The following is an 18,678-nucleotide window of genomic DNA, read 5'->3' as shown; positions in this document are numbered from 1 at the left end:
ATACGCAGGAAAACTCTAGGAGCATAGATGTACCGCACCGAACTAGGACAGCTGGCTGGACAACATTTTGCCAAGGGCCACGCTACCGGCAACGACTTCGTACTGGTTGCAGACCCTGAAGCAAAGCTCGACATCACCCCCGAACAGGTAGCGGCCCTGTGCCATCGCCGATTCGGCATTGGCGGCGACGGGCTCATCCGTGCCGTGCCAACCTCCAAGGTTCCGGGATACGAAGAGCAGTTCCTGGAGAACCCCAAGGCCTACTGGTTCATGGATTACCGGAACAACGACGGTTCCATCGCCGAAATGTGCGGCAATGGCGTGCGTGCCTTCGCGCACTACCTGATTGCCGAGGGGCTGGTGAGCCTCCAGGTGGGGCAAAGCTTCCAGATCGGCAGCCGTGCAGGGGTCAAGGAAATTACCCGCCTGGTCGATGGCTACGCAGTGAACCTGGGTCCTTGGGGCCTGATCTTCGAGCAGGACGCGGCCGAAAAATCCGTGGACTCCATGGTCAAGCCGCGTGGCTGGGAACAGGCCCTGCCGGCCTTGAGCATCACCATGGGCAATCCGCACACCGTTGTGGCGTTGCCCGATGCCCGAATGCTCGAAGAATTGGACCTGGCCCAGGCACCAGAGGTATCTCCCGTTCCTGCCAACGGCACCAACGTGGAATTCGTGGTTCCATCCGAACCGCTGATTGAAGAAGACGGAGTTGCCCAGGTCCAGATGCGCGTCCATGAACGCGGGGTAGGAGAGACCCTCTCTTGCGGTACCGGTGCCTGCGCGGCTGCAGCTGCCGTACGCTACTGGGCGCGCAGCACCGCGCTGATCAACCAGTGGGCTGTTGCGGTGCCAGGCGGCGTGGTCGGCGTTGAATTCCGCGGCAACGCAAGCGGCGGAGAAGATACGATCCTCAGCGGCCCAGCGGATCTGGTGGCGCGCGGGATCCTCGGTGCGCAGTAGAACTGATCCGGTTCTTCGCAGAACCGCAGATTGGCTCGGCAGCCGATCTGCGGTTTGCCTTCGGTCCTCTAGGCCGGGCGCGCTACCTTCAGCACGCGGAAGGCCTTGGCGGTCGCTTCGCGGGTGATCTTCCACTCCGAGGGAAGCTGCTCAACCAGCCACTTCTGCAACGAGTCACTGCCAAGGTTCTTCTGCACCACCATCCAGGCCTCGCCGCCCGGGGCCAAACGCGGCAACCACAGCATCAGCAGCTCATGCAGGGCATCCTTGCCGATGCGAATGGGCGGGTTGGACCAGATGGTGTCGAATTCCAGGTTCGGATCCACGGATTCAGGAGTGCCGACAACAACGTTGGACAAGCCCAACGCCGTGGCGTTCAAGCGGGCCAGATCGATGGAACGCTCATTGACGTCGACGCCGTAGACCTCGGACTGCGGGGACTGCTCGGCAGCGGCCAAGGTGATGGGCCCCCAGCCGCACCCGATATCCAGGATGCGTCCGCGAGGGGCCGGCACGTACTGCAGCAATACCGCTGTGCCCTTATCCAGCCCGGCAGGGGAGAAAATGCCGGAGGCCGTCTGCACTTTGCGCAGCGAGCCATTGAGCTCGACTTCGATGGTGCGACGTTCGTCTGCCGAGGCCGGGCTGGCGGTGAAGTAGTGATCCGAGGTCATAGGCAAAGTTTATCGCCCAGTACGGTTACCCCAAAGAACAGGGTCGCCAACGTGAGCAAAGCGATATAGGCACGACACGATATCACTGATAGAGTTTTCCCTATGACTTTCATTTTCGTCTAATACGTAATCCTCTTGGTTACCCGCGATTCCACGAGCTGGCCGTGCACTTCTTGCGCGCCCACCTGCATGAATCAGCAGACAGCAAAGTCATTTCCCCTTCTTGGCAGTTCTTCTTTTTGGAACCCCGCATTCGCCTTTGCTCACCGGTAACCATGCATTCACCTGTCTGCTCATAGACCTTTACTCCTTGCAAAGGACCACGAATGTTTGATGAACCAACCGAAACTGAACGCGCCACGTCGCAAAGTGGGGCCCACCCGCACTATTCTGGAAAGCGAAGTACTTCTAAGGAGACCATGACTAACTCCGAGTCACACGAGCACGATTCGGCATCTATGGATGATGCCCAGATCCAGGCCGCCATCGATCGAATCCTCGCAGCCGACGATGCGCAGAGCCCGCAGGTCCAGCACTTCGGCGAAGAAGAGAGTTCCATCTTCGCCGGGCAAGCCTCTGCACTGAACCGTTTTTCCTCCGGCCTCACCCATTTCGACGGGGACCAGGAAGATTTGGACGACCGCCGTGCGCTGCGCCGCGTCGCAGGCCTGTCCACGGAACTGGAAGACGTCACCGAAGTCGAGTACCGCCAGCTGCGCCTGGAACGCGTCGTGCTGGCTGGCATCTGGAGCGACGGCACCGTCACCGACGCCGAGAATTCCCTGCGTGAGCTCGCCGCTTTGGCAGAGACCGCCGGCTCGGAGGTCCTGGACGGGCTGGTGCAGCGTCGCAGCAAGCCGGACCCATCGACTTTCCTCGGCTCGGGCAAGGCTGAAGAGCTGCGCGGAATTGTTGCTTCCACTGGCGCCGATACCGTGGTTGTCGATGCAGAGCTGGCTCCTTCGCAGCGTCGCGCCCTGGAGGATATCGTCAAGGTCAAGGTGATCGACCGCACCAGCCTGATCCTGGATATCTTTGCGCAGCATGCCCAGTCGCGAGAGGGCAAGGCGCAGGTTGAACTGGCCCAGCTCGAATACCTGCTGCCGCGCCTTCGCGGTTGGGGAGAATCGATGTCCCGCCAGGCCGGTGGCCGCGTGGGTGCCGCCGGTGGCGGTATCGGTTCGCGTGGACCGGGTGAAACCAAGATTGAAATGGACCGCCGCCGCATTCGCGACCGCATGGCGAAGCTGCGCCGCGAGATCAAGGCCATGAAGCCTGCGCGCGAAGCCAAGCGTGCCAACCGCAAGCGCAATGAGGTTCCGGCCGTAGCCATTGCCGGCTACACCAACGCTGGCAAGTCATCGCTGCTTAACCGACTGACCAACGCCGGTGTGCTGGTGGAGAACGCGCTGTTCGCTACCCTGGACCCGACCGTTCGCCAGTCGGCGACCGAAGACGGGCTGACCTACACCCTGGCCGATACCGTGGGATTCGTTTCCAACCTTCCGACCCAGCTGGTGGAAGCCTTCCGTTCCACTTTGGAGGAAATCGCCGATTCGGATCTCATCCTGCACGTCGTTGACGGGTCCCATCCGGATCCCGAAGGGCAGATCCAGGCCGTGCGCACCGTGCTCGGCGAAGTCGACGCGTTGAACATCCCAGAGATCATCGTGGTGAATAAGGCTGATGTGGCTGATCCGTTCGTTATCGAACGCATCCGCAACAAGGAATCCAACACTGTGGTTGTCTCTGCGCATACCGGTGAAGGCATCCAGGAGCTGCTGGAAAAGATCAGTTCCTCGATTCCACGCCCCGGAGTCCAGCTTGAGGTACTCATTCCCTATAACCGGGGGGACTTGATCGCCAAGCTGCACCAGAGCGAATCCGAGATCCTGGAAAGCGAACACCTGGAGGAGGGCACCCGGCTGATCGTCAAGGTGCGCGATTCCTTTGCCGCAGAGTTGGAGACCTTCAACCTTCATGGATAAGCAAGAGCAGGCCCTGGGGCTCCTGGAGGCCGCGGTCACTTCCATGGGCGGCGCCATGCGCACCGGCCAGCAGGAAATGGTCAAGCACGTGGTCAGCGCGTTGGAAGACGAAAAGCATTTGCTGGTGCAGGCCGGTACCGGAACGGGCAAGTCCATGGGCTACCTGATTCCGGCACTGGCCCACGCGCAAACCAGCGCCAAGCCAGTGATCGTCTCCACCGCGACATTGGCGCTGCAATCGCAGATTGTCGGCCGTGACGTACCGCGATTACTCGACTCGCTCAAGGGCAAGCTCTCGCGCCCGATGGATGTCGCGCTGCTCAAGGGGCGCTCGAACTACCTGTGCCAGTACAAGCTCGGCGGCGGATACCCGGATGACGAAGGCACTCTTTTTTCCATGGACGAGCCGGCGATACCTGCCGGCACCACTTACTCGCCGCTGGCTAGCGAAGTAATGAAACTGCGTGAATGGGCCGAAGAGACCGACACGGGTGACCGCGATGAACTGGTGCCCGGGGTTAGTGACAAGGCTTGGAAGCAGGTCTCGGTTTCGGCCATGGAGTGCCTCGGCTCGCAGAAGTGCCCGATGGCGGACGAATGCTTCTCGGAAATGGCGCGTGCCCGTGCCGCCGAGTCCGACGTGGTCATTACGAACCATGCGTTGCTGGCGGTTTCGGCCTTCGAGGGGCTTTCGGTTCTCCCGGACTTCGAAGTCGCGATCATCGATGAGGCCCACGAACTGCAAGATCGCGTGACCAGCTCGGTTTCGGGCGCGCTCTCCTCGCGCATGGTGCTTACCGCCGCTGGCGGTGCCAAGCGCCATTGCGGTATCAATGCGGATGAGATGGTCAAGGCCGCAAACCGCCTGGAAAAGTCGTTGACCGGGTTGCCGACAGGCTTGCTGGAACATGGTCTGCGCGAAGACATGGGCATCGCCCTGAACGACATCGTGGAGCAGGCCCGGCTGGCTCTGGCGCTGTCCAAGCCCGAAGCCAATGCACCGGCCGATGGCGGCCGCCAGACTGCCCGCTCCCAGCTGCAGGCCGTGATGGATGATGCGATTCGCATGCTCGAATCCGAAGAACGCCGCGAGGTCCTGTACACCACCCGTCCGCGGGAGTTTGTCGAAGGCCGGGGCTACGTCGAGGCCGATGAGAGCCAGCCTGCAACCTTGAACGTGGCACCGTTGTCGGTGGCCGGCAAGTTGCGCGAGGGCCTCTTCGACGGGCGCACGGTCGTATTGACCAGCGCCACCTTGGCCATTGGCTCGCAGTTCGACTCGGTAGCAGGCTCCTTGGGCCTGATGGGCGCCGGCGCTCCATCATGGACCGGCGTAGATGTTGGCAGCCCTTTCGATTACCCCAAGCAGGGCATCCTCTACGTGGCCAAGCACCTGCCCAAGCCAGGACGCCAACTGGCGGCGGAGACGCTGGATGAGATCGAAGATCTCATCAAGGCCTCCGGTGGCGGCGCCTTGGCGCTGTTCACTTCCAAGCGTTCCGCCGAGGAAGCGGCAAGCATCTTGCGCGAGCGCCTGGACGTGGAAATCTTGTGCCAGGGTGAAGCCAGTATGAAGTCGCTGGTCGAACAGTTCAGCAGCGAACGCGACACCTGCCTGTTTGGAACCATGACCTTGTGGCAGGGCGTGGACGTGCCAGGCGATTCTTGCCGGCTGGTCATCATCGACAAGATTCCTTTCCCGCGCCCGGATGATCCTATCTCCAAGGCCCGTTCCGAGGACGTGGCCAAGCATGGCGGCAATGGCTTCATGCAGGTTGCCGCCACCCATGCGGCGATTCGCCTGGCCCAGGGTGCTGGGCGCTTGATTCGTTCGGTCGGGGATAAGGGCGTTGTGGCGATCCTTGATTCGCGCATGGCCACGGCGCGGTATGGCAGCTTCTTGAAAGCTACCCTGCCGCCGATGTGGCCGACTGTCGATAAGAAGGTCATCACTGGTGTTCTCAAGCGATTGAACCCGGGCGGGAAATAGCCGCAGCCAGAATATGAACTTGAGCTGTCCTTCGGGACAGCTCAAGTTCTTTAACCGGTACCAGCATGATGCTTCCAGATGCACTAAGGTCTGTGACAAGAACTGATGAAGCTCGAATCGGAAGGCACCATGGAGTCCATGCAGGAATTGGCGCACCAAGCCGCGATCGACACCCACCAGCGGTTCGGGCATCGCCTCATGGGGTTGCCCGGAACGTGGATTGGACAGAGCTACAGCAAAGCGCATCGGTTGCGCGACGGAAGCATGCTCAGCAATCTCAATGGTTTCGCGCACCCGCTTGCGGAGTGGAACTATTGGTGGCAGGCGCACTATCTGGATGCCATCATCGATGAGGGCCGATCGAACTGGGACGAAGGCAACGAACACCGGGCGCGCGAAGCGCTTGCCCGGGCCAACGGCCTATTGCGCGGCATTCGAATTCGAAACTTCGGGATCTTGCCCAACTACTTCTTCGACGACATGGCTTGGCTTGCCCTGGCCAGCGGCCGCCTGTCAAAGTTCACGCAGCTGGTGACGGGACACAGGAGCCGTCCTGCCGAGGCGGCAGTTCGGACGCTGGGACGGCAGCTCCATGCCGGCATGGATGGGGTGCTGGACGGCGGCCTGTACTGGTCCAGAAAGCGGGATTTCAAGAACACGCCAGCCAACGCGCCGGCGGCACTGTTCTTTGCCCGTACCGGGGAGAAAGAGACCGCGCGAGAGCTTCTCCAGTGGCTGGAAAAGAGTCTGTTCAGCGTGGAGCGAGGACTGTATCTGGACGGACTTCGGTTGACCACGCAGGGACACGCCGTGGAACCAGCGGTCTACACCTATAACCAGGGCCTGGTGCTCGGGGCATTGCTTGAGCTTGGCGAGCCTGCTGATCTGGCTCACGCTAAAGTACTGATCGATGCCACCACGAAATCGCTGTCAACTGCTGCCGGGGTCCTCTCGTTCAACAGCGGGGGAGACGGCAACCTGTTCGCGGGGATACTCTGCCGATATCTGGCCCTCGCCGGTAATGATGTCCGCTTGGAAGCCCGGAGCCGGGAGCAGGCCAGGAGGCTGGTCATGGCAACGGCGCGCCATCTGGCTGACCAGGAACCACGCCGGCTTTCGGCGGCAATCCAACGCTGGATGATCTTCTCGGCGGCCGCTCAATTCGAGTTGAACGCCGGCCAATAGCGGGTTAAACGAGAATTGCGCTGGTGCCAAGCACCAGCGCAATGACCGTACGTATTCTAGAGCGAGCGCATCACCGAGACGACGCGTCCCATGATCGTTGCGGCATCACCCAAAATTGGTTCGTAGCGCGAGTTCTGCGGAAGCAGCCAGGTATGCCCGTCACGCTGCCGGAAAGTCTTTACCGTGGCTTCTTCATCGAGCAGGGCAGCTACGATGTCGCCGTTGTCCGCCGTCTGCTGGCGGCGGACAACTACCCAGTCGCCATCGCAAATCGCAGCGTCAACCATTGAATCGCCGGAAACCTTGAGCATGAACAGTTCGCCGTGGCCTACGAGCTGACGAGGCAACGAGAAAACATCTTCGACGGACTGTTCGGCAAGGATCGGACCGCCGGCAGCGATACGGCCAACCAGGGGAACCATGGTGGTGTCAGCGGAAGTGCTCAATTCAATGATCTTGGCGTCTTCGCTGGCATCTGGCTCGACCGGCTTCGAAACTTCGGCCTTCTCGGCGTCTTCGGCCAGCTGCAGAGGCAGCAGGATTTCCATTGCGCGCGGACGGCGTGGATCTCGACGGATATAGCCGAGCTTTTCCAGCTGGCTCAGCTGGTGGGTGACGCTCGAAAGGCTCTTGAGCCCCACTGCGTCACCAATCTCACGCATCGATGGTGGATAACCGTTCTTGCCGATTGACCGCTGGATCGTCTCCAGGATCTTCTTTTGGCGAATCGTCAGCGAACGTGCATTCGATCGGGGAGTGCGTTGTGAAGCTGACATGAGATTTTGCCTTCCCTAGCAATCATTCGAAAGTTCGTAAGCCCAAACTGTCGGCGCTAGATGGTGAGATGTTTTCATTGCTCGTCTACTTCGAAATCTTAGTAGATAAGCGAGCTTCTTTCAAAGATTTGTTCGAAAACTTCTGGACAAGTTCCGCAAACCTCTGTTAGAACAGATATACGAGGTTCGAACAAGTTTTCGAATCTACGCTTTCGAATACAAATTCGCATCACTTGAATTTCTTGAGGAGACAAAGTCATGGCAACCGTCGCACTTGACTCAAATCAGACCCAGGCACCACTGAAGATCCGCATCAACCGTCGCGGATGGGCCGTGCTTGTAGGTATGCCCATTTTCGCACTCACCATCGCCGCAGCTTTCTTCATCTCCATGTTTGCCTCTGACGCGCATGCCGCAGCCGATACTCCTGTTGGAGTCGGAACCGTTGATGTCACCGTTATTCCAGGAGATACGCTGTGGAGCCTGGCCAGGGATTACGCCACCGGTTACGACGTGACCTCGGCAGTGGGCCACATCGCCGAACTCAATGCCCTGACCAGCAGCGAAATCCAGGTTGGCGAAACCCTCTCGATTCCGGTCCTTGCCGGCTAGCTTCTCCAGCCTGCTTCGAGTTTGTTACCTGCTGCCGTAGCGGATTCACCGGCAGGCGCGCTGCGCACGTAGACTTGATGCGTGAATGACCGCAGTGAACTTTTGAGTCAGCTGCCCTTGCGTGAGAATCTCCGCGGGCTATCCCCTTATGGCGCACCACAAATCGACGTGCCCATTCAGCTGAATGTCAACGAGAACACCCATCCGTTGCCACCGACAGTCGTCGACGCCATTGCCCAAGAGGTGGCCAAGGCGGCGGCAACGTTGAACCGGTATCCGGACCGCGAGTTCACCGAGCTTCGCGAACTCCTAGCCGATTACCTCGGCCACTCGCTCACCAAGGACAATATCTGGGCCGCTAACGGTTCCAATGAAATCCTGCAGCAAATCCTGCAAGCCTTTGGCGGCCCCGGCCGTGCCGTGATGAGCTTCGGCCCAACCTACTCCATGTACCCGCTGCTTGCCAGTGGTACTGACACGAAATATATCGCCGGTGAACGCGCCGCAGATTTCACGTTGTCCGCCGATTCCGCAGCCGCACAGGTTCGCGAGCACAAGCCGAACATCGTTTTCCTCTGCTCTCCGAATAACCCCACCGGCACGGCCCTTGGCCTGGACGTCATCACCGCGGTATATGAAGCCATGAGCGAGCATAACGGCATGGTGATCGTGGATGAGGCGTACGCCGAGTTCTCCTTGGCCAGCACCACCTCGGCGCTGAGCCTGCTCGAAGGCCGCCAGCGGCTGATTGTCTCGCGCACCATGTCCAAGGCTTTCGGCCTGGCCGGTGCGCGCGTAGGCTACCTGGCCGCTGCGCCAGAAGTCACCGATGCCATCCGCTTGGTGCGACTGCCGTACCACCTGTCGGCAGTGACCCAGGCAACCGCCATCGCGGCCTTGAAGAACATCGAGTTGCTGTTGGCCCAGGTCGAGGACATCAAGTCCCAGCGGGACCGCATCGTCGCGCGCCTGAAGGAACTTGGCCTCAAGCCATCGGTCTCCGACTCCAACTTCGTCTTCTTCGGTGGCGTCGAAGACCCCCACAAGATTTGGGAAGGCCTGTTGGAAGCCGGCATCATCATCCGCGACAATGGAATCCCGGGAACCTTGCGTGTTACGGCAGGAACCGAATCGGAAACCACAGCCTTCTTGGAACGACTTGCCGAACTGCTCGGCTCGCAGAAGTAATCAAAGACAAGCGAAGGAAGACATGTCTGCCGAATTGATTGGCGCACGTCGCGCCCGCATGGAACGCGTGACCAGCGAATCGTCCGTATTCGTTGAACTGGACCTCGATGGCACCGGTGTCTCTGAGATCAGCACCTCGGTGCCGTTCTACGACCACATGCTGACTGCGCTATCCAAGCATTCGCTCATCGATCTCACCGTGCGTGCAACCGGCGATACCCACATCGACGTTCACCACACCGTCGAGGACACCGCGATCACCATTGGCGAAGTACTGCGCGTGGCACTGGGCAACAAGGCCGGCATCCGCCGCTTCGGCATCTCCTACGCTCCACTGGACGAAGCCCTGTCCCGTTCGGTAGTCGATGTGTCGGGCCGGCCATACCTCGTGCACTCCGGCGAGCCTGCGGGCCAGGAATACCACCTGATCGGTGGTCACTTCACCGGTTCGATGACCCGTCACGTCTTCGAAGCCATCACTTTCCACGCACAGATCTGCGCTCACATCGAGGTGCTCTCGGGTCGCGACCCGCACCACATCGTTGAAGCGCAGTTCAAGTCCTTCGCGCGCGCATTGCGCGAAGCGGTAGAGCGCGATGAGCGCATGGGCGACAAGATCCCATCCACGAAGGGTGCACTGTAAGTGGAAAAGAAAACAGTAGTTGTCCTGGATTATGGTTCCGGCAACGTCCGCTCCGCTGTGCGCGCTTTGGAAGCCGCCGGCGCCGAAGTGGAACTGACCGCAGATCCGAAGAAGATCGTGGCCGCCGACGGCCTGGTAGTCCCCGGTGTTGGCGCCTACGCCTCGGTCATGGAGCAGCTGGCCAAAACCGGTTCCCTGCGCTGGATCGGTCGCCGCATTGCCGGGGGCCTGCCGGTTTTGGGTATCTGCGTGGGACACCAAGTCTTCTTTGAAGAAGGCGTGGAACACGGTGTCAAAACCGAAGGCATTGGTGAATGGCCGGGCAAGGTTGAACGCCTGCAGTCAGATGTCATCCCGCACATGGGTTGGAACACGGTACGCCCGCCGGAGGGATCCAAGCTGTTCGCCGGCATCGAGGGTGAACGATTCTACTTCGTGCACTCCTACGCTGTTCAGAAGTGGGAATTCGACGTAACCCAGCCAGCGATGACCCCGCCACAGGTGACCTGGTCCACGCACGGAACACCCTTCGTGGCCGCCGTCGAGAACGGCCCGCTATCGGCAGTGCAGTTCCACCCGGAGAAGTCCGGGGACGCTGGCGCGCAGCTGCTTCGCAACTGGTTGGGGACGCTCTAGGCATGTGGACCCTGATTCTGGGCGTTGTCGGGGCCTTCCTGATTGGCGGAGCAATTTCGCTGAAGAGCCAGAAGGCCCATATCTCATGGATCATCGCGCTGTGGGTACTAGCAGGCCTGAGCCTGATCGCAGCCTGGTCCTTGACCTACTAATCACATTACTTCTTCACTAAGGACATCATGAGCGAGCAACCAATCCTCGAACTTTTGCCTGCAGTAGATATCGCTGGCGGACAGGCAGTGCGCCTGGTCCAGGGCGAAGCCGGTTCCGAGACCGGATACGGCGACCCGCTGGAAGCTGCGCTCTCCTGGCAGAACGCCGGCGCTGAATGGCTGCACCTGGTCGACCTGGACGCAGCCTTTGACCGTGGCAGCAATGTTGAGATTGTCCAGCGCATTGCCAAGGAACTGGATATCAAGGTCGAGCTCTCCGGCGGTATCCGCGATGACGCTTCACTGGACCGTGCCCTGGAATTCGGCGCTACCCGCGTCAACCTCGGAACCGCCGCGCTGGAGAACCCGGAATGGACCAAGCAGGCCATTGCCCGCCACGGCGACAAGATCGCCGTGGGCATGGACGTGCGCGGAACCACCTTGTCCGGCCACGGCTGGACCAAGGACGGAGGCGACCTGTGGGATGTTCTGGCCCGCCTCGAAGATGCCGGATGCGCCCGTTACGTCGTCACCGACGTGACCAAGGACGGCACCCTGCGCGGACCGAATGTTGAACTATTGCGCGAAATCGCTGCCAAGACCAGCAAGCCGATTGTCGCCTCGGGCGGCATCTCCTCGCTCGAAGACCTCCGGGTCTTGCGCGAGCTGGTTCCAGAAGGCATCGAAGGAGCCATCATGGGCAAGGCGCTGTACTCGGGCCAATTCACCTTGCAAGAAGCGCTCGATGTAGCAGGTCGCCGCTAGGCCCCATGCTGCAGCAGGGAAAGACGATTCAGAAGCTCGCGCTTTTGAATCGTCTTTTTTATTCATGAAAGCGGATCCCGGTCTTTCCCTCCTCGGGCCCGCGACTGCGCGCAGGTGCTGGGAAAGAAATCTGAAATCATCGGATAGGGGTGTCCAAGCTCATGACTGCAGTTTTGAAACTTCCCTCCAACAACCCCGAAACCACCGATAGCATGGAGCTATGAGTACCGAGCAACCTGAATCTGCACCCAAACGCCACCTGCCGGGACATATTGTCGCTGCACTGGCGCAGGCAGGCTCTAGCACCGACTCTGCCGGTCAGGACTGGGAAGGCCGGGACCTGAGCGGTGAAGGCAACCCCCTGCATAATTTCGACAAGGACGACGGCAAGGCCGACGCCAACGTCGTTGCCGCACTGGCGGCCTTGCGCGATGGCAGCGCAGGGGAGGGCGAGGTGCATAAATCCTTGTCCGAGGCACGCGTTTTCGTTGCGGTGGTAGCCCAGCTCGGCGAAGAAGCCATGACGGAACACGGCTTCGCATCCGACAAGGAAGCCGATATGGCGCTGGTGAAAATCAAGGCTCCAGATGGCCGCATGGCCCTGCCGATCTTCACGACCGTCGAACGATTGCAAGCTTGGCACAAGGAAGCTCGACCAGTGGCGGTTTACGCCCCGCGGGCGGCCCTCTCGGCAGTCAGCGAGGAATGCCAGCTGCTGGTACTCGATCCCGGAAGCGAATTCACCTTCGTACTTCGACGACCGGGGGTCTGGAACCTGGCGAAGCAGATCGACTGGATTCCGAGTTATCAGAACCAGCAGATCGCCAACCTGGTGCAGGATGCAACCGAAGGCTTTGGCCAGTTGCAGACCGTCAAGGTTGCCCCGGGCAGGGGAGTCGGCTCACGCAGCAAGGACGGGCAAGTGGTCCTTGGCGGAGGTCCCGGACCGGAACTGAACTTGCAGTTTGTTTTTGCTCCCGGAACGAGCGAGAACGACGCTCGCGAGACGACTCGCGCAATCCACGGACGTTTGTCCCAAAACACCGAATTCGCTGAAGCAGTGGATTCCCTCGAACTCAGTTTGCACAGCGCGCCGAACTAAACCGGCGGGCTCCTTTCGACCAGACAAGGAACTTTCCGGGCATGAAAAGCTATTGGCAGATTTTGCGTCAACCGCAGATCTCACTTCTGTTGCTGATTGGCATGATTGCCCGACTTCCGCACTCCGCATTGAGCATGCTGCTGCTCCTGCACCTGGTGAACAACCTCGGCCAATCCTGGGTTTCGGCCGGTCTGGTCACGGCCGTCATGACCTTGGGCATCGCCATTGGCGCCCCGTGGCGCGGTGCCCGCGTAGATGTCTGGGGACTGCGCCGCGCGATGATCCCATCGGTGATCGTCGAAACACTCGTCTGGTGCACGGTGCCGCATGTTCCACTGGTCTGGGTGTACCCGCTGGCCTTCATCGGCGGACTCTTCGCGCTACCGGTCTTCTCAGTGGTGCGTACCGCGCTGGGCATCATGACCACCGGCGAACAACGCCGTACCGCCTTCGCCTTGGATGCCACCGCCACCGAACTGGTGTTCATCGTCGGACCTGCAAGCGCCGGCATTGTCGCCACCCAGATCAGCAGCGTCATTGGATTGAGCGTCATCGGCGTGACCTCGACGGTTGCCGGGTTGGCGCTGATGATCCTGAATCCGCCAACGCGCAGCGATGATCCCAAGGCGATCGCCTCGCGGGCCAACGTGCACGAGGAACGCTTGGGGGCGGAGGCCAGCTTCATTGCGGCCGCGCCGATGGGTGTACCCGAAGTCGAGGGCGAGCTGATCGCAGCCGGCATGAAGTCTGCCCGCGCCCGCATCAAGCAGCGTGGCCGCAACTTCAAGAACCGTTTCAACTGGGTCAGTGCTTCGGTCCTGGCAGTATTCATTGCCGCGGCCGGAGCAGGCATGCTGCTCACCGGCACAGAAGTGGCCATCGTGGCCGAATTGGACGCGTCGGCGCAGAGCCACCAGCTGGGTCTGGTGTTCTTCTTCTGGTGCGGAGCCTCGCTGGTCGGCGGCCTGATCTACGGGTCGATGAAGCGGGTTATTTCTCCACTGGTGCTGCTGCTGAGCATGGCCGTGCTGACGATCCCCATGTACTTCGCGTGGGATACCTGGTCATTGGCGCTGTTCTCCGCACTTCCCGGCTTCCTGTGCGCGCCGACGCTGTCGGCGGCCTCTGAGTGGCTCACCGACTTGGTGGCCGAAAAGCGTCGCGGCGAAGCCATGGGCTGGTATGGCTCTGCGATGACCGCTGGCACCGCGTTGGGATCGCCGATCACCGGCATATTCGTCGACAACCTCGGACCCGCCCCGGCCTTCCTTGGCATCGGCGCCATGGCTGCAGTGGTCGTGGTGATTGCCTTGATTGCGCAGCAGATCCGCCGCCGCGTTCGCCGCGCCCGCCGCCGTCGCCTGGAAACGATCGCCTAGGCTCGTGGAGCTGCCCTGAGCCGCGAGTACATGTACATGTCCCTGCGTGCGGTGCCCACCTGTTCCCAGCTGCGCAGCAAGCCTTCACGCTGGAAGCCGCACGCTTCAGCGGCCCGCCACGACCCCTCGTTCCACGGCTCCACGTAGAGCTCGATCCGGTCGATTCCCGGATGCTCCAATGCCCAGGCGCCGAGCGCTGCCAACGCGTGCTTGGCAATGCCGCGCCTGCGGTGCTCCGGTGCGATCCAGTACCCGATGCTGGCCCTGCCGTGGTCGGCATTGCGCAGCCACAAGCCGATTTGCCCGACGGCACGATCCGTGGCCGTTTCGGCTATGGCAAATGAATACCCGCTGCCCTCGGCCACCCGGCGGTGCTGGCGCTCGATGAATGCCGTATAGCCGGCTTCAGTTCCTTGCGCCGGGACCGTGGTGATTTGCGTAATGTAGGGGTCCGTGGAGGCCTGCCTCACGGCAGGAATGTCGCTGGGCTGGAAGGGGCGGAGCCGGAAAGCGCCGGCGACGATCACTGGCTGTTCGAGCATCTGCATGATTCCAACTTAGCGTGGTGATCCAGACAACAATGGACCCGTTTCCCTGGGGAAACGAGTCCATGATGTTAATCTCTTAAAATTCAGCCAATATTACCTAGTTGACCGGTCCGGTGAACTTCTCGCCCGGGCCCTTGCCTGGTGCATCCGGGATGATCGAAGCTTCGCGGAAGGCCAGCTGCAGGCTGCGCAGGCCGTCACGCAAAGGCGCTGCGTGCTGCGAGCCGATCTCAGGCGCACCGGCGGTGACTAGGCCTGCCAGTGCGGTGATCAGCTTGCGGGCCTCATCGAGATCCTTCAGCTCATTGGCATCTTCGCCCTCTGCAAGTCCGCACTTGACTGCTGCTGCACTCATCAAGTGGACGGCGGCCGTGGTGATGATTTCAACGGCTGCAACTTCTGCGATATCGCGCACCTGCTGGTCGACAGCGTGCTGGTGCGAGTTGGTGTCTTCGTTAGTCATACTGCTAAGCTTGTCACAGACCGACTCGATGCCGGTACTTCTCGCAGTTCTCCAGCTAGCACTGGATGAGGGATTCGTACTAGTATTGAGCCATGCAAGTGGAGGCCAACTCCCACCCGCTGTCGCCGTTTCCAGGCTTCCGGGTATTTCGGCAGGATTGCAGCAATGCATTCCCCAAGCGCTTACGCAGGAGCAATCCCGTGTTCGGCTTTGTCGTTCTTTTGGCCTTCGCCTGCAATCGCAGACGGGGGCCTTCTTTGTTTGCGGTCATGGATTACGAATTTCAGGAGTGACACATCAGCGATCCACGCATTAATGAGCGCATTCGCGTGCCAGAGGTACGTCTCGTCGGCCCTAATGGCGAGCAGGTAGGCATCGTCCGTATCGAGGACGCGCTTCGTCTTGCTCTCGAGTCCGATCTGGACTTGGTCGAGGTGGCACCCAGCGCCAAGCCTCCAGTGTGCAAATTGATGGATTTCGGCAAGTACAAGTACGAAGCCGCTGTCAAGGCTCGCGAAGCTCGTAAGAACCAGACCAACACGGTCTTGAAGGAAGTCCGCTTCCGCCTGAAGATCGACACCCACGACTACGAGACCAAGGTTGGCCACGCACTGCGCTTCCTGGGCGCCGGCGACAAGGTCAAGGCCATGATCCAGTTCCGTGGTCGTGAGCAGCAGCGTCCAGAGATGGGCATTCGCTTGCTTGAAAAGTTTGCAGCAGACGTCGCCGAAGTTGGAATCATTGAATCCAGCCCGCGCATCGATGGCCGAAACATGGTCATGGTTGTTGGTCCGCTGAAGAACAAGGCAGAGGCTCGCCGCGAACAGCAGCAGAAGTCGGGTGGCCGCAGCGCGGCCAAGCGCAAGATCCGCACCGACGCGCCGGCTGAGACCGAGGGCCAGAATGTCGCAGCTTCCATGGATGATGAAGCCCGCGCCAAGTTGGAGCAGGCACGTCAGGCAGCTGAAGGCGACGCCTAGCCAAGCCTGTTGGGCTTTCGAGCCCGTCACCGTTCACGGTGAAGGATCTTCTTCCGGGAAGGTCCAACTACAAGAGAACAACAGCGGTCACCTTTATCGGGGCCCGCTTCGGATGATCCCCACCCGGTGCTTTACCGGGTGGAGCACGTAAGGAGAACGGCAGCTATGCCGAAGTTCAAGACTCACAGTGGCGCCAAGAAGCGCTTCAAGCTCACCGGTAGCGGTAAGCTCGCTCGCCAGCAGGCCAACCGTCGCCACTACCTGGAGCACAAGTCCTCGCGCGTTACCCGTCGCCTGGCTTCTGACCAGATCGTCGCTAAGGCCGATGTAAAGACCATCAAGCGGATGCTGGGCCTCTAAGCTCTCCCTTTCGCAATACGGGGAAGCAATACCCCACCACCCATAGATTTCACCCATCCCGCAAAATCGCGGGCACTGGGGAACTGACTTGAAGGAGTACACACGTGGCACGTGTGAAGCGGGCAGTAAACGCCCACAAGAAGCGTCGCGTCGTTCTGGAACGCGCAAAGGGTTACCGCGGTCAGCGTTCGCGCCTGTACCGTAAGGCCAAGGAGCAGCTGCTCCACTCGTTCGTTTACAGCTTCAACGACCGCCGTAAGCGCAAGGGCGACTTCCGCCGCCTGTGGATCCAGCGCATCAACGCTGCATCCCGCGCCAACGGCATGACCTACAACCGTCTGATCCAGGGCCTGAAGGCTGCTCAGATCGAGGTTGACCGTCGTATGCTCGCAGAGCTGGCTGTTTCGGACTCGAACGCTTTCGCTACCCTGGTAAAGCTTGCCAAGGATGCACTTCCAGCTGACGTCAACGCCCCAAAGGCTGCCGCTGCTGAGGTTGCTGCACCTAAGGCTGCCAAGGCTCCAAAGGCTGCTGCCAAGTCCGTCGAGGGCGAAGGCGTAGTCAAGGCCGTTGAAGGCGAAGACGCACCTGAGGGCTTCATCATCAAGGGCAACGCTGGCTCGAACAAGTACCACGTTCCAGGCTCGACCTGGTACGACCAGACCGAAGCCGAGTTCTGGTTCAACTCCATCGAAGCTGCCAAGGCTGCAGGCTTCGAACCAGCTGGCGGCGAATCCCGTCAGCAGATGAAGTAAATCTCTTCTCCCTTTGAGCTGAGGCTCAGGTAGGACAGATCACACCGAAGGGTGGGTCCCGCGCACAGCGCGGACCCGCCCTTTGCATGTTTCTACCGGTATTCTCGAGACATGAGCAGTTTTCCTCCAGAAGTGATGTCCAATCCACGCGCCGAACGAGTCAAGGCCATCGCGCGTCTGGCCAAGAGCAAGGGGCGCGAAGCCACCGGCGAATACCTCGTTGAGGGCCCGCAGGCGGTACGCGAAGCACTCAAGGCCCATCTGGAGGACGACAACCTGGTCCAGGGCGTCTACGTTGTCGGCGGCTTTCTGGAGAGCCACGAAGAATTCGTGCAGCTGCTCGATAGCGCCAAGGTTCCAACCCGCATCGTCACCGGCGAAGTGCTGCACGCCATGGCTGACACCCAGACCCCGCAGGGCATTCTTGCCGTGGTCGCCATGTCCCAGCCGCAGCTGAGCGAGGTGCTGGACACCAAGCCGAAGCTGATCGCCGTGCTCTGCCGCATCCAGGACCCGGGCAATGCCGGCACCATCCTGCGTGCCGCCGATGCCGCCGGAGCCGATGCGGTGATCCTGACCAAGGGCAGCGTGGATATCTACAACCCGAAGGCCGTGCGCTCCACCGCCGGCTCGCTGTTCCACGTACCGGTGCTGAACAACATCGAATTCGACCACCTGGTCGCCGCCGCGAAGACCACCGGAAGCCAGATCCTGGCCGCCGACGGCTATGCGGCGCACAACCTGGACACCCTGCAGGATGCCGCCGTGCTGCGTGCAAGCCAGCCAGGCACCGAAGCGCCAGAAGCACAGCCGGTGCTGGAAGCGCCAACCCTGTGGCTGTTCGGCAATGAAGGCCAGGGGCTGGAGGAGCACGAGAAGGACGCCGCCGACTACCGCGTGGCCGTGCCGCTCTACGGTGTTGCCGAATCCCTGAACGTGGGTACCGCATCCACCGTCTGCCTGTACGCTTCGGCCCGCGCCCAGCGCTCAGCGAATCGGAGCGCACTGGACTCCCATGGCAGCTGAACTCAAGCAAATTGTTGCCGTGGCCATCGTCGATGACCTGGCCCGGCCCACCAAGCTCCTGGCCGCGCGCCGCAACCGCCCTCAAGCCCTTGCCGGGCTCTGGGAATTCCCCGGTGGAAAAGTCGAACCCGGCGAGAGCGAAGTCCAGGCCGTGCACCGCGAGCTGCGCGAGGAACTCGGGGTGCAGATGCGTCTTGGCGCGCCCATCCCAGGCCCGCATCCCCAAGGGTGGCAGCTGAACGAGAAGGCCGCCATGCGCATGTGGTTCGCCCAGATCACCGAGGGCGAGCCAGCGACCCTGGACGGGCATGACCAGCTGGCCTGGCTGGAACTCGATGACTCGCTGTCCGCCGTCGTCCCGTGGATTCCAGCCGATGCGCCGATCGTGGCGGCATGCCTGGCCCAGGCACGTGCCGGGGCGCAGCACTAAACACCCGTAAGCTTGTTACCGCGCCAACTTCTGGCACTGTGCCTATAGCCGATATTTTGAGGA

At 60.9% G+C, this 18,678-nt stretch carries 21 protein-coding genes; 17 read left to right on the top strand and 4 right to left on the bottom strand.

The genetic code is table 11. From position 1 onward, the window contains the following. The first annotated feature begins 27 nt into the window (after positions 1 to 27). Positions 28 to 963: a diaminopimelate epimerase gene (gene dapF, locus ACIQTS_RS06685; protein ID WP_402472218.1), complete on the top strand. Its 936-nt coding sequence runs from the start codon at positions 28 to 30 to the stop codon at positions 961 to 963. 68 nt (positions 964 to 1,031) lie between these two features. Here dapF and ACIQTS_RS06680 read toward each other — a convergent pair whose 3' ends face one another. Next, on the bottom strand, positions 1,032 to 1,637 hold the full coding sequence (locus tag ACIQTS_RS06680) for a class I SAM-dependent methyltransferase (protein ID WP_105658161.1): 606 nt from the start codon (positions 1,635 to 1,637) through the stop codon (positions 1,032 to 1,034). Positions 1,638 to 1,963: 326 nt separating this feature from the next. On the opposite strand from ACIQTS_RS06680, the gene hflX reads away from it, so the two are divergent. The 3 genes from hflX (at position 1,964) to ACIQTS_RS06665 (ending at position 6,800) form a co-directional block, all read left to right on the top strand. Beyond that, the gene (gene hflX, locus ACIQTS_RS06675; RefSeq protein WP_388023879.1) at positions 1,964 to 3,625 is read left to right on the top strand and encodes a GTPase HflX; all 1,662 of its coding nucleotides are present in this window, start codon (positions 1,964 to 1,966) and stop codon (positions 3,623 to 3,625) included. Then, positions 3,618 to 5,615: an ATP-dependent DNA helicase gene (locus ACIQTS_RS06670; protein ID WP_105658159.1), complete on the top strand. Its 1,998-nt coding sequence runs from the start codon at positions 3,618 to 3,620 to the stop codon at positions 5,613 to 5,615. The genes hflX and ACIQTS_RS06670 overlap by 8 nt, the downstream gene beginning before the upstream one ends. Positions 5,616 to 5,720: 105 nt before the next feature. Continuing rightward, positions 5,721 to 6,800, top strand: a complete 1,080-nt coding sequence (locus ACIQTS_RS06665; protein WP_402472213.1) for a glycoside hydrolase family 76 protein — start codon at positions 5,721 to 5,723, stop codon at positions 6,798 to 6,800. A gap of 56 nt (positions 6,801 to 6,856) precedes the next feature. Here ACIQTS_RS06665 and lexA read toward each other — a convergent pair whose 3' ends face one another. Next, entirely contained in the window at positions 6,857 to 7,576 is a 720-nt protein-coding gene (lexA, locus tag ACIQTS_RS06660) for a transcriptional repressor LexA (protein WP_105658157.1), read from the bottom strand. A gap of 258 nt (positions 7,577 to 7,834) precedes the next feature. On the opposite strand from lexA, the gene ACIQTS_RS06655 reads away from it, so the two are divergent. From ACIQTS_RS06655 to ACIQTS_RS06620, 8 genes are all read left to right on the top strand, one after another. Continuing rightward, complete coding sequence (locus ACIQTS_RS06655; protein ID WP_402472210.1) at positions 7,835 to 8,188, top strand: LysM peptidoglycan-binding domain-containing protein; 354 nt, start codon at positions 7,835 to 7,837, stop codon at positions 8,186 to 8,188. An 81-nt stretch (positions 8,189 to 8,269) separates the two neighbouring features. Next, positions 8,270 to 9,376 (top strand): histidinol-phosphate transaminase, encoded by a 1,107-nt coding sequence (locus ACIQTS_RS06650; protein ID WP_105661883.1) that lies wholly within the window; start codon positions 8,270 to 8,272, stop codon positions 9,374 to 9,376. 22 nt (positions 9,377 to 9,398) lie between these two features. Then, a complete protein-coding gene (hisB, locus tag ACIQTS_RS06645) occupies positions 9,399 to 10,019 on the top strand; it encodes an imidazoleglycerol-phosphate dehydratase HisB (protein ID WP_402472208.1) in 621 nt (206 codons plus the stop codon). Continuing rightward, the gene (gene hisH / locus ACIQTS_RS06640) at positions 10,020 to 10,655 is read left to right on the top strand and encodes an imidazole glycerol phosphate synthase subunit HisH (protein ID WP_105658154.1); all 636 of its coding nucleotides are present in this window, start codon (positions 10,020 to 10,022) and stop codon (positions 10,653 to 10,655) included. A 2-nt stretch (positions 10,656 to 10,657) separates the two neighbouring features. Beyond that, positions 10,658 to 10,807, top strand: a complete 150-nt coding sequence (locus ACIQTS_RS06635; protein WP_166650645.1) for a hypothetical protein — start codon at positions 10,658 to 10,660, stop codon at positions 10,805 to 10,807. 27 nt (positions 10,808 to 10,834) lie between these two features. Next, positions 10,835 to 11,572, top strand: a complete 738-nt coding sequence (gene priA, locus ACIQTS_RS06630; protein ID WP_105658153.1) for a bifunctional 1-(5-phosphoribosyl)-5-((5-phosphoribosylamino)methylideneamino)imidazole-4-carboxamide isomerase/phosphoribosylanthranilate isomerase PriA — start codon at positions 10,835 to 10,837, stop codon at positions 11,570 to 11,572. Between the two features lie 220 nt (positions 11,573 to 11,792). After that, positions 11,793 to 12,674, top strand: a complete 882-nt coding sequence (locus ACIQTS_RS06625) for an SseB family protein (RefSeq protein ID WP_105658152.1) — start codon at positions 11,793 to 11,795, stop codon at positions 12,672 to 12,674. Between the two features lie 41 nt (positions 12,675 to 12,715). After that, a complete protein-coding gene (locus ACIQTS_RS06620; protein ID WP_105658151.1) occupies positions 12,716 to 14,053 on the top strand; it encodes an MFS transporter in 1,338 nt (445 codons plus the stop codon). Here ACIQTS_RS06620 and ACIQTS_RS06615 read toward each other — a convergent pair. Continuing rightward, a complete protein-coding gene (locus ACIQTS_RS06615; RefSeq protein WP_402472203.1) occupies positions 14,050 to 14,601 on the bottom strand; it encodes a GNAT family N-acetyltransferase in 552 nt (183 codons plus the stop codon). The two genes, ACIQTS_RS06620 and ACIQTS_RS06615, sit on opposite strands and share 4 nt — an antisense overlap. Before the next feature lie 97 nt (positions 14,602 to 14,698). Then, positions 14,699 to 15,064: a DUF1844 domain-containing protein gene (locus ACIQTS_RS06610; protein ID WP_013348478.1), complete on the bottom strand. Its 366-nt coding sequence runs from the start codon at positions 15,062 to 15,064 to the stop codon at positions 14,699 to 14,701. A gap of 329 nt (positions 15,065 to 15,393) precedes the next feature. Here ACIQTS_RS06610 and infC point away from each other — a divergent pair, with 329 nt between their 5' ends. The 5 genes from infC to ACIQTS_RS06585 all read left to right on the top strand — a co-directional run bounded on the left by infC (position 15,394) and on the right by ACIQTS_RS06585 (position 18,615). Beyond that, entirely contained in the window at positions 15,394 to 16,044 is a 651-nt protein-coding gene (gene infC, locus ACIQTS_RS06605) for a translation initiation factor IF-3 (protein ID WP_388023856.1), read from the top strand. A gap of 165 nt (positions 16,045 to 16,209) precedes the next feature. Then, positions 16,210 to 16,404 carry a 50S ribosomal protein L35 gene (gene rpmI, locus ACIQTS_RS06600; protein ID WP_013348480.1) on the top strand — a complete coding sequence of 65 codons (195 nt, stop codon included), beginning with the start codon at positions 16,210 to 16,212 and terminating at the stop codon, positions 16,402 to 16,404. A 104-nt stretch (positions 16,405 to 16,508) separates the two neighbouring features. Next, entirely contained in the window at positions 16,509 to 17,159 is a 651-nt protein-coding gene (rplT, locus tag ACIQTS_RS06595; protein WP_105658148.1) for a 50S ribosomal protein L20, read from the top strand. A gap of 111 nt (positions 17,160 to 17,270) precedes the next feature. Further along, a complete protein-coding gene (locus ACIQTS_RS06590; RefSeq protein WP_105658147.1) occupies positions 17,271 to 18,185 on the top strand; it encodes an RNA methyltransferase in 915 nt (304 codons plus the stop codon). Next, positions 18,175 to 18,615, top strand: coding sequence for a (deoxy)nucleoside triphosphate pyrophosphohydrolase (locus tag ACIQTS_RS06585; RefSeq protein WP_400290507.1), 441 nt, complete (start codon positions 18,175 to 18,177; stop codon positions 18,613 to 18,615). Before ACIQTS_RS06590 ends, ACIQTS_RS06585 begins: the two co-directional genes overlap by 11 nt. The last annotated feature ends 63 nt before the right edge of the window (positions 18,616 to 18,678 follow it).

The organism is Glutamicibacter sp. NPDC090743, assembly GCF_044769125.1.
In the GTDB taxonomy this organism is placed as follows: Bacteria; Actinomycetota; Actinomycetes; order Actinomycetales; family Micrococcaceae; genus Glutamicibacter.
The sequence above is the reverse complement of the archived record's forward strand: the minus strand, read 5'-3'. Positions and strand labels throughout refer to the sequence as shown.

Bases quoted from the DNA above. Each gene is read 5' to 3' on its own strand.
- dapF (WP_402472218.1), top strand. From the start codon at position 28: ATGTACCGCACCGAACTAGGACAGCTGGCTGGACAACATTTTGCCAAG.
- ACIQTS_RS06680 (WP_105658161.1), bottom strand. From the start codon at position 1,637: ATGACCTCGGATCACTACTTCACCGCCAGCCCGGCCTCGGCAGACGAA.
- hflX (WP_388023879.1), top strand. From the start codon at position 1,964: ATGTTTGATGAACCAACCGAAACTGAACGCGCCACGTCGCAAAGTGGG.
- ACIQTS_RS06670 (WP_105658159.1), top strand. From the start codon at position 3,618: ATGGATAAGCAAGAGCAGGCCCTGGGGCTCCTGGAGGCCGCGGTCACT.
- ACIQTS_RS06665 (WP_402472213.1), top strand. From the start codon at position 5,721: ATGAAGCTCGAATCGGAAGGCACCATGGAGTCCATGCAGGAATTGGCG.
- lexA (WP_105658157.1), bottom strand. From the start codon at position 7,576: ATGTCAGCTTCACAACGCACTCCCCGATCGAATGCACGTTCGCTGACG.
- ACIQTS_RS06655 (WP_402472210.1), top strand. From the start codon at position 7,835: ATGGCAACCGTCGCACTTGACTCAAATCAGACCCAGGCACCACTGAAG.
- hisB (WP_402472208.1), top strand. From the start codon at position 9,399: ATGTCTGCCGAATTGATTGGCGCACGTCGCGCCCGCATGGAACGCGTG.
- ACIQTS_RS06635 (WP_166650645.1), top strand. From the start codon at position 10,658: ATGTGGACCCTGATTCTGGGCGTTGTCGGGGCCTTCCTGATTGGCGGA.
- priA (WP_105658153.1), top strand. From the start codon at position 10,835: ATGAGCGAGCAACCAATCCTCGAACTTTTGCCTGCAGTAGATATCGCT.
- ACIQTS_RS06625 (WP_105658152.1), top strand. From the start codon at position 11,793: ATGAGTACCGAGCAACCTGAATCTGCACCCAAACGCCACCTGCCGGGA.
- ACIQTS_RS06620 (WP_105658151.1), top strand. From the start codon at position 12,716: ATGAAAAGCTATTGGCAGATTTTGCGTCAACCGCAGATCTCACTTCTG.
- ACIQTS_RS06615 (WP_402472203.1), bottom strand. From the start codon at position 14,601: ATGCAGATGCTCGAACAGCCAGTGATCGTCGCCGGCGCTTTCCGGCTC.
- ACIQTS_RS06610 (WP_013348478.1), bottom strand. From the start codon at position 15,064: ATGACTAACGAAGACACCAACTCGCACCAGCACGCTGTCGACCAGCAG.
- rpmI (WP_013348480.1), top strand. From the start codon at position 16,210: ATGCCGAAGTTCAAGACTCACAGTGGCGCCAAGAAGCGCTTCAAGCTC.
- ACIQTS_RS06590 (WP_105658147.1), top strand. From the start codon at position 17,271: ATGAGCAGTTTTCCTCCAGAAGTGATGTCCAATCCACGCGCCGAACGA.
- ACIQTS_RS06585 (WP_400290507.1), top strand. From the start codon at position 18,175: ATGGCAGCTGAACTCAAGCAAATTGTTGCCGTGGCCATCGTCGATGAC.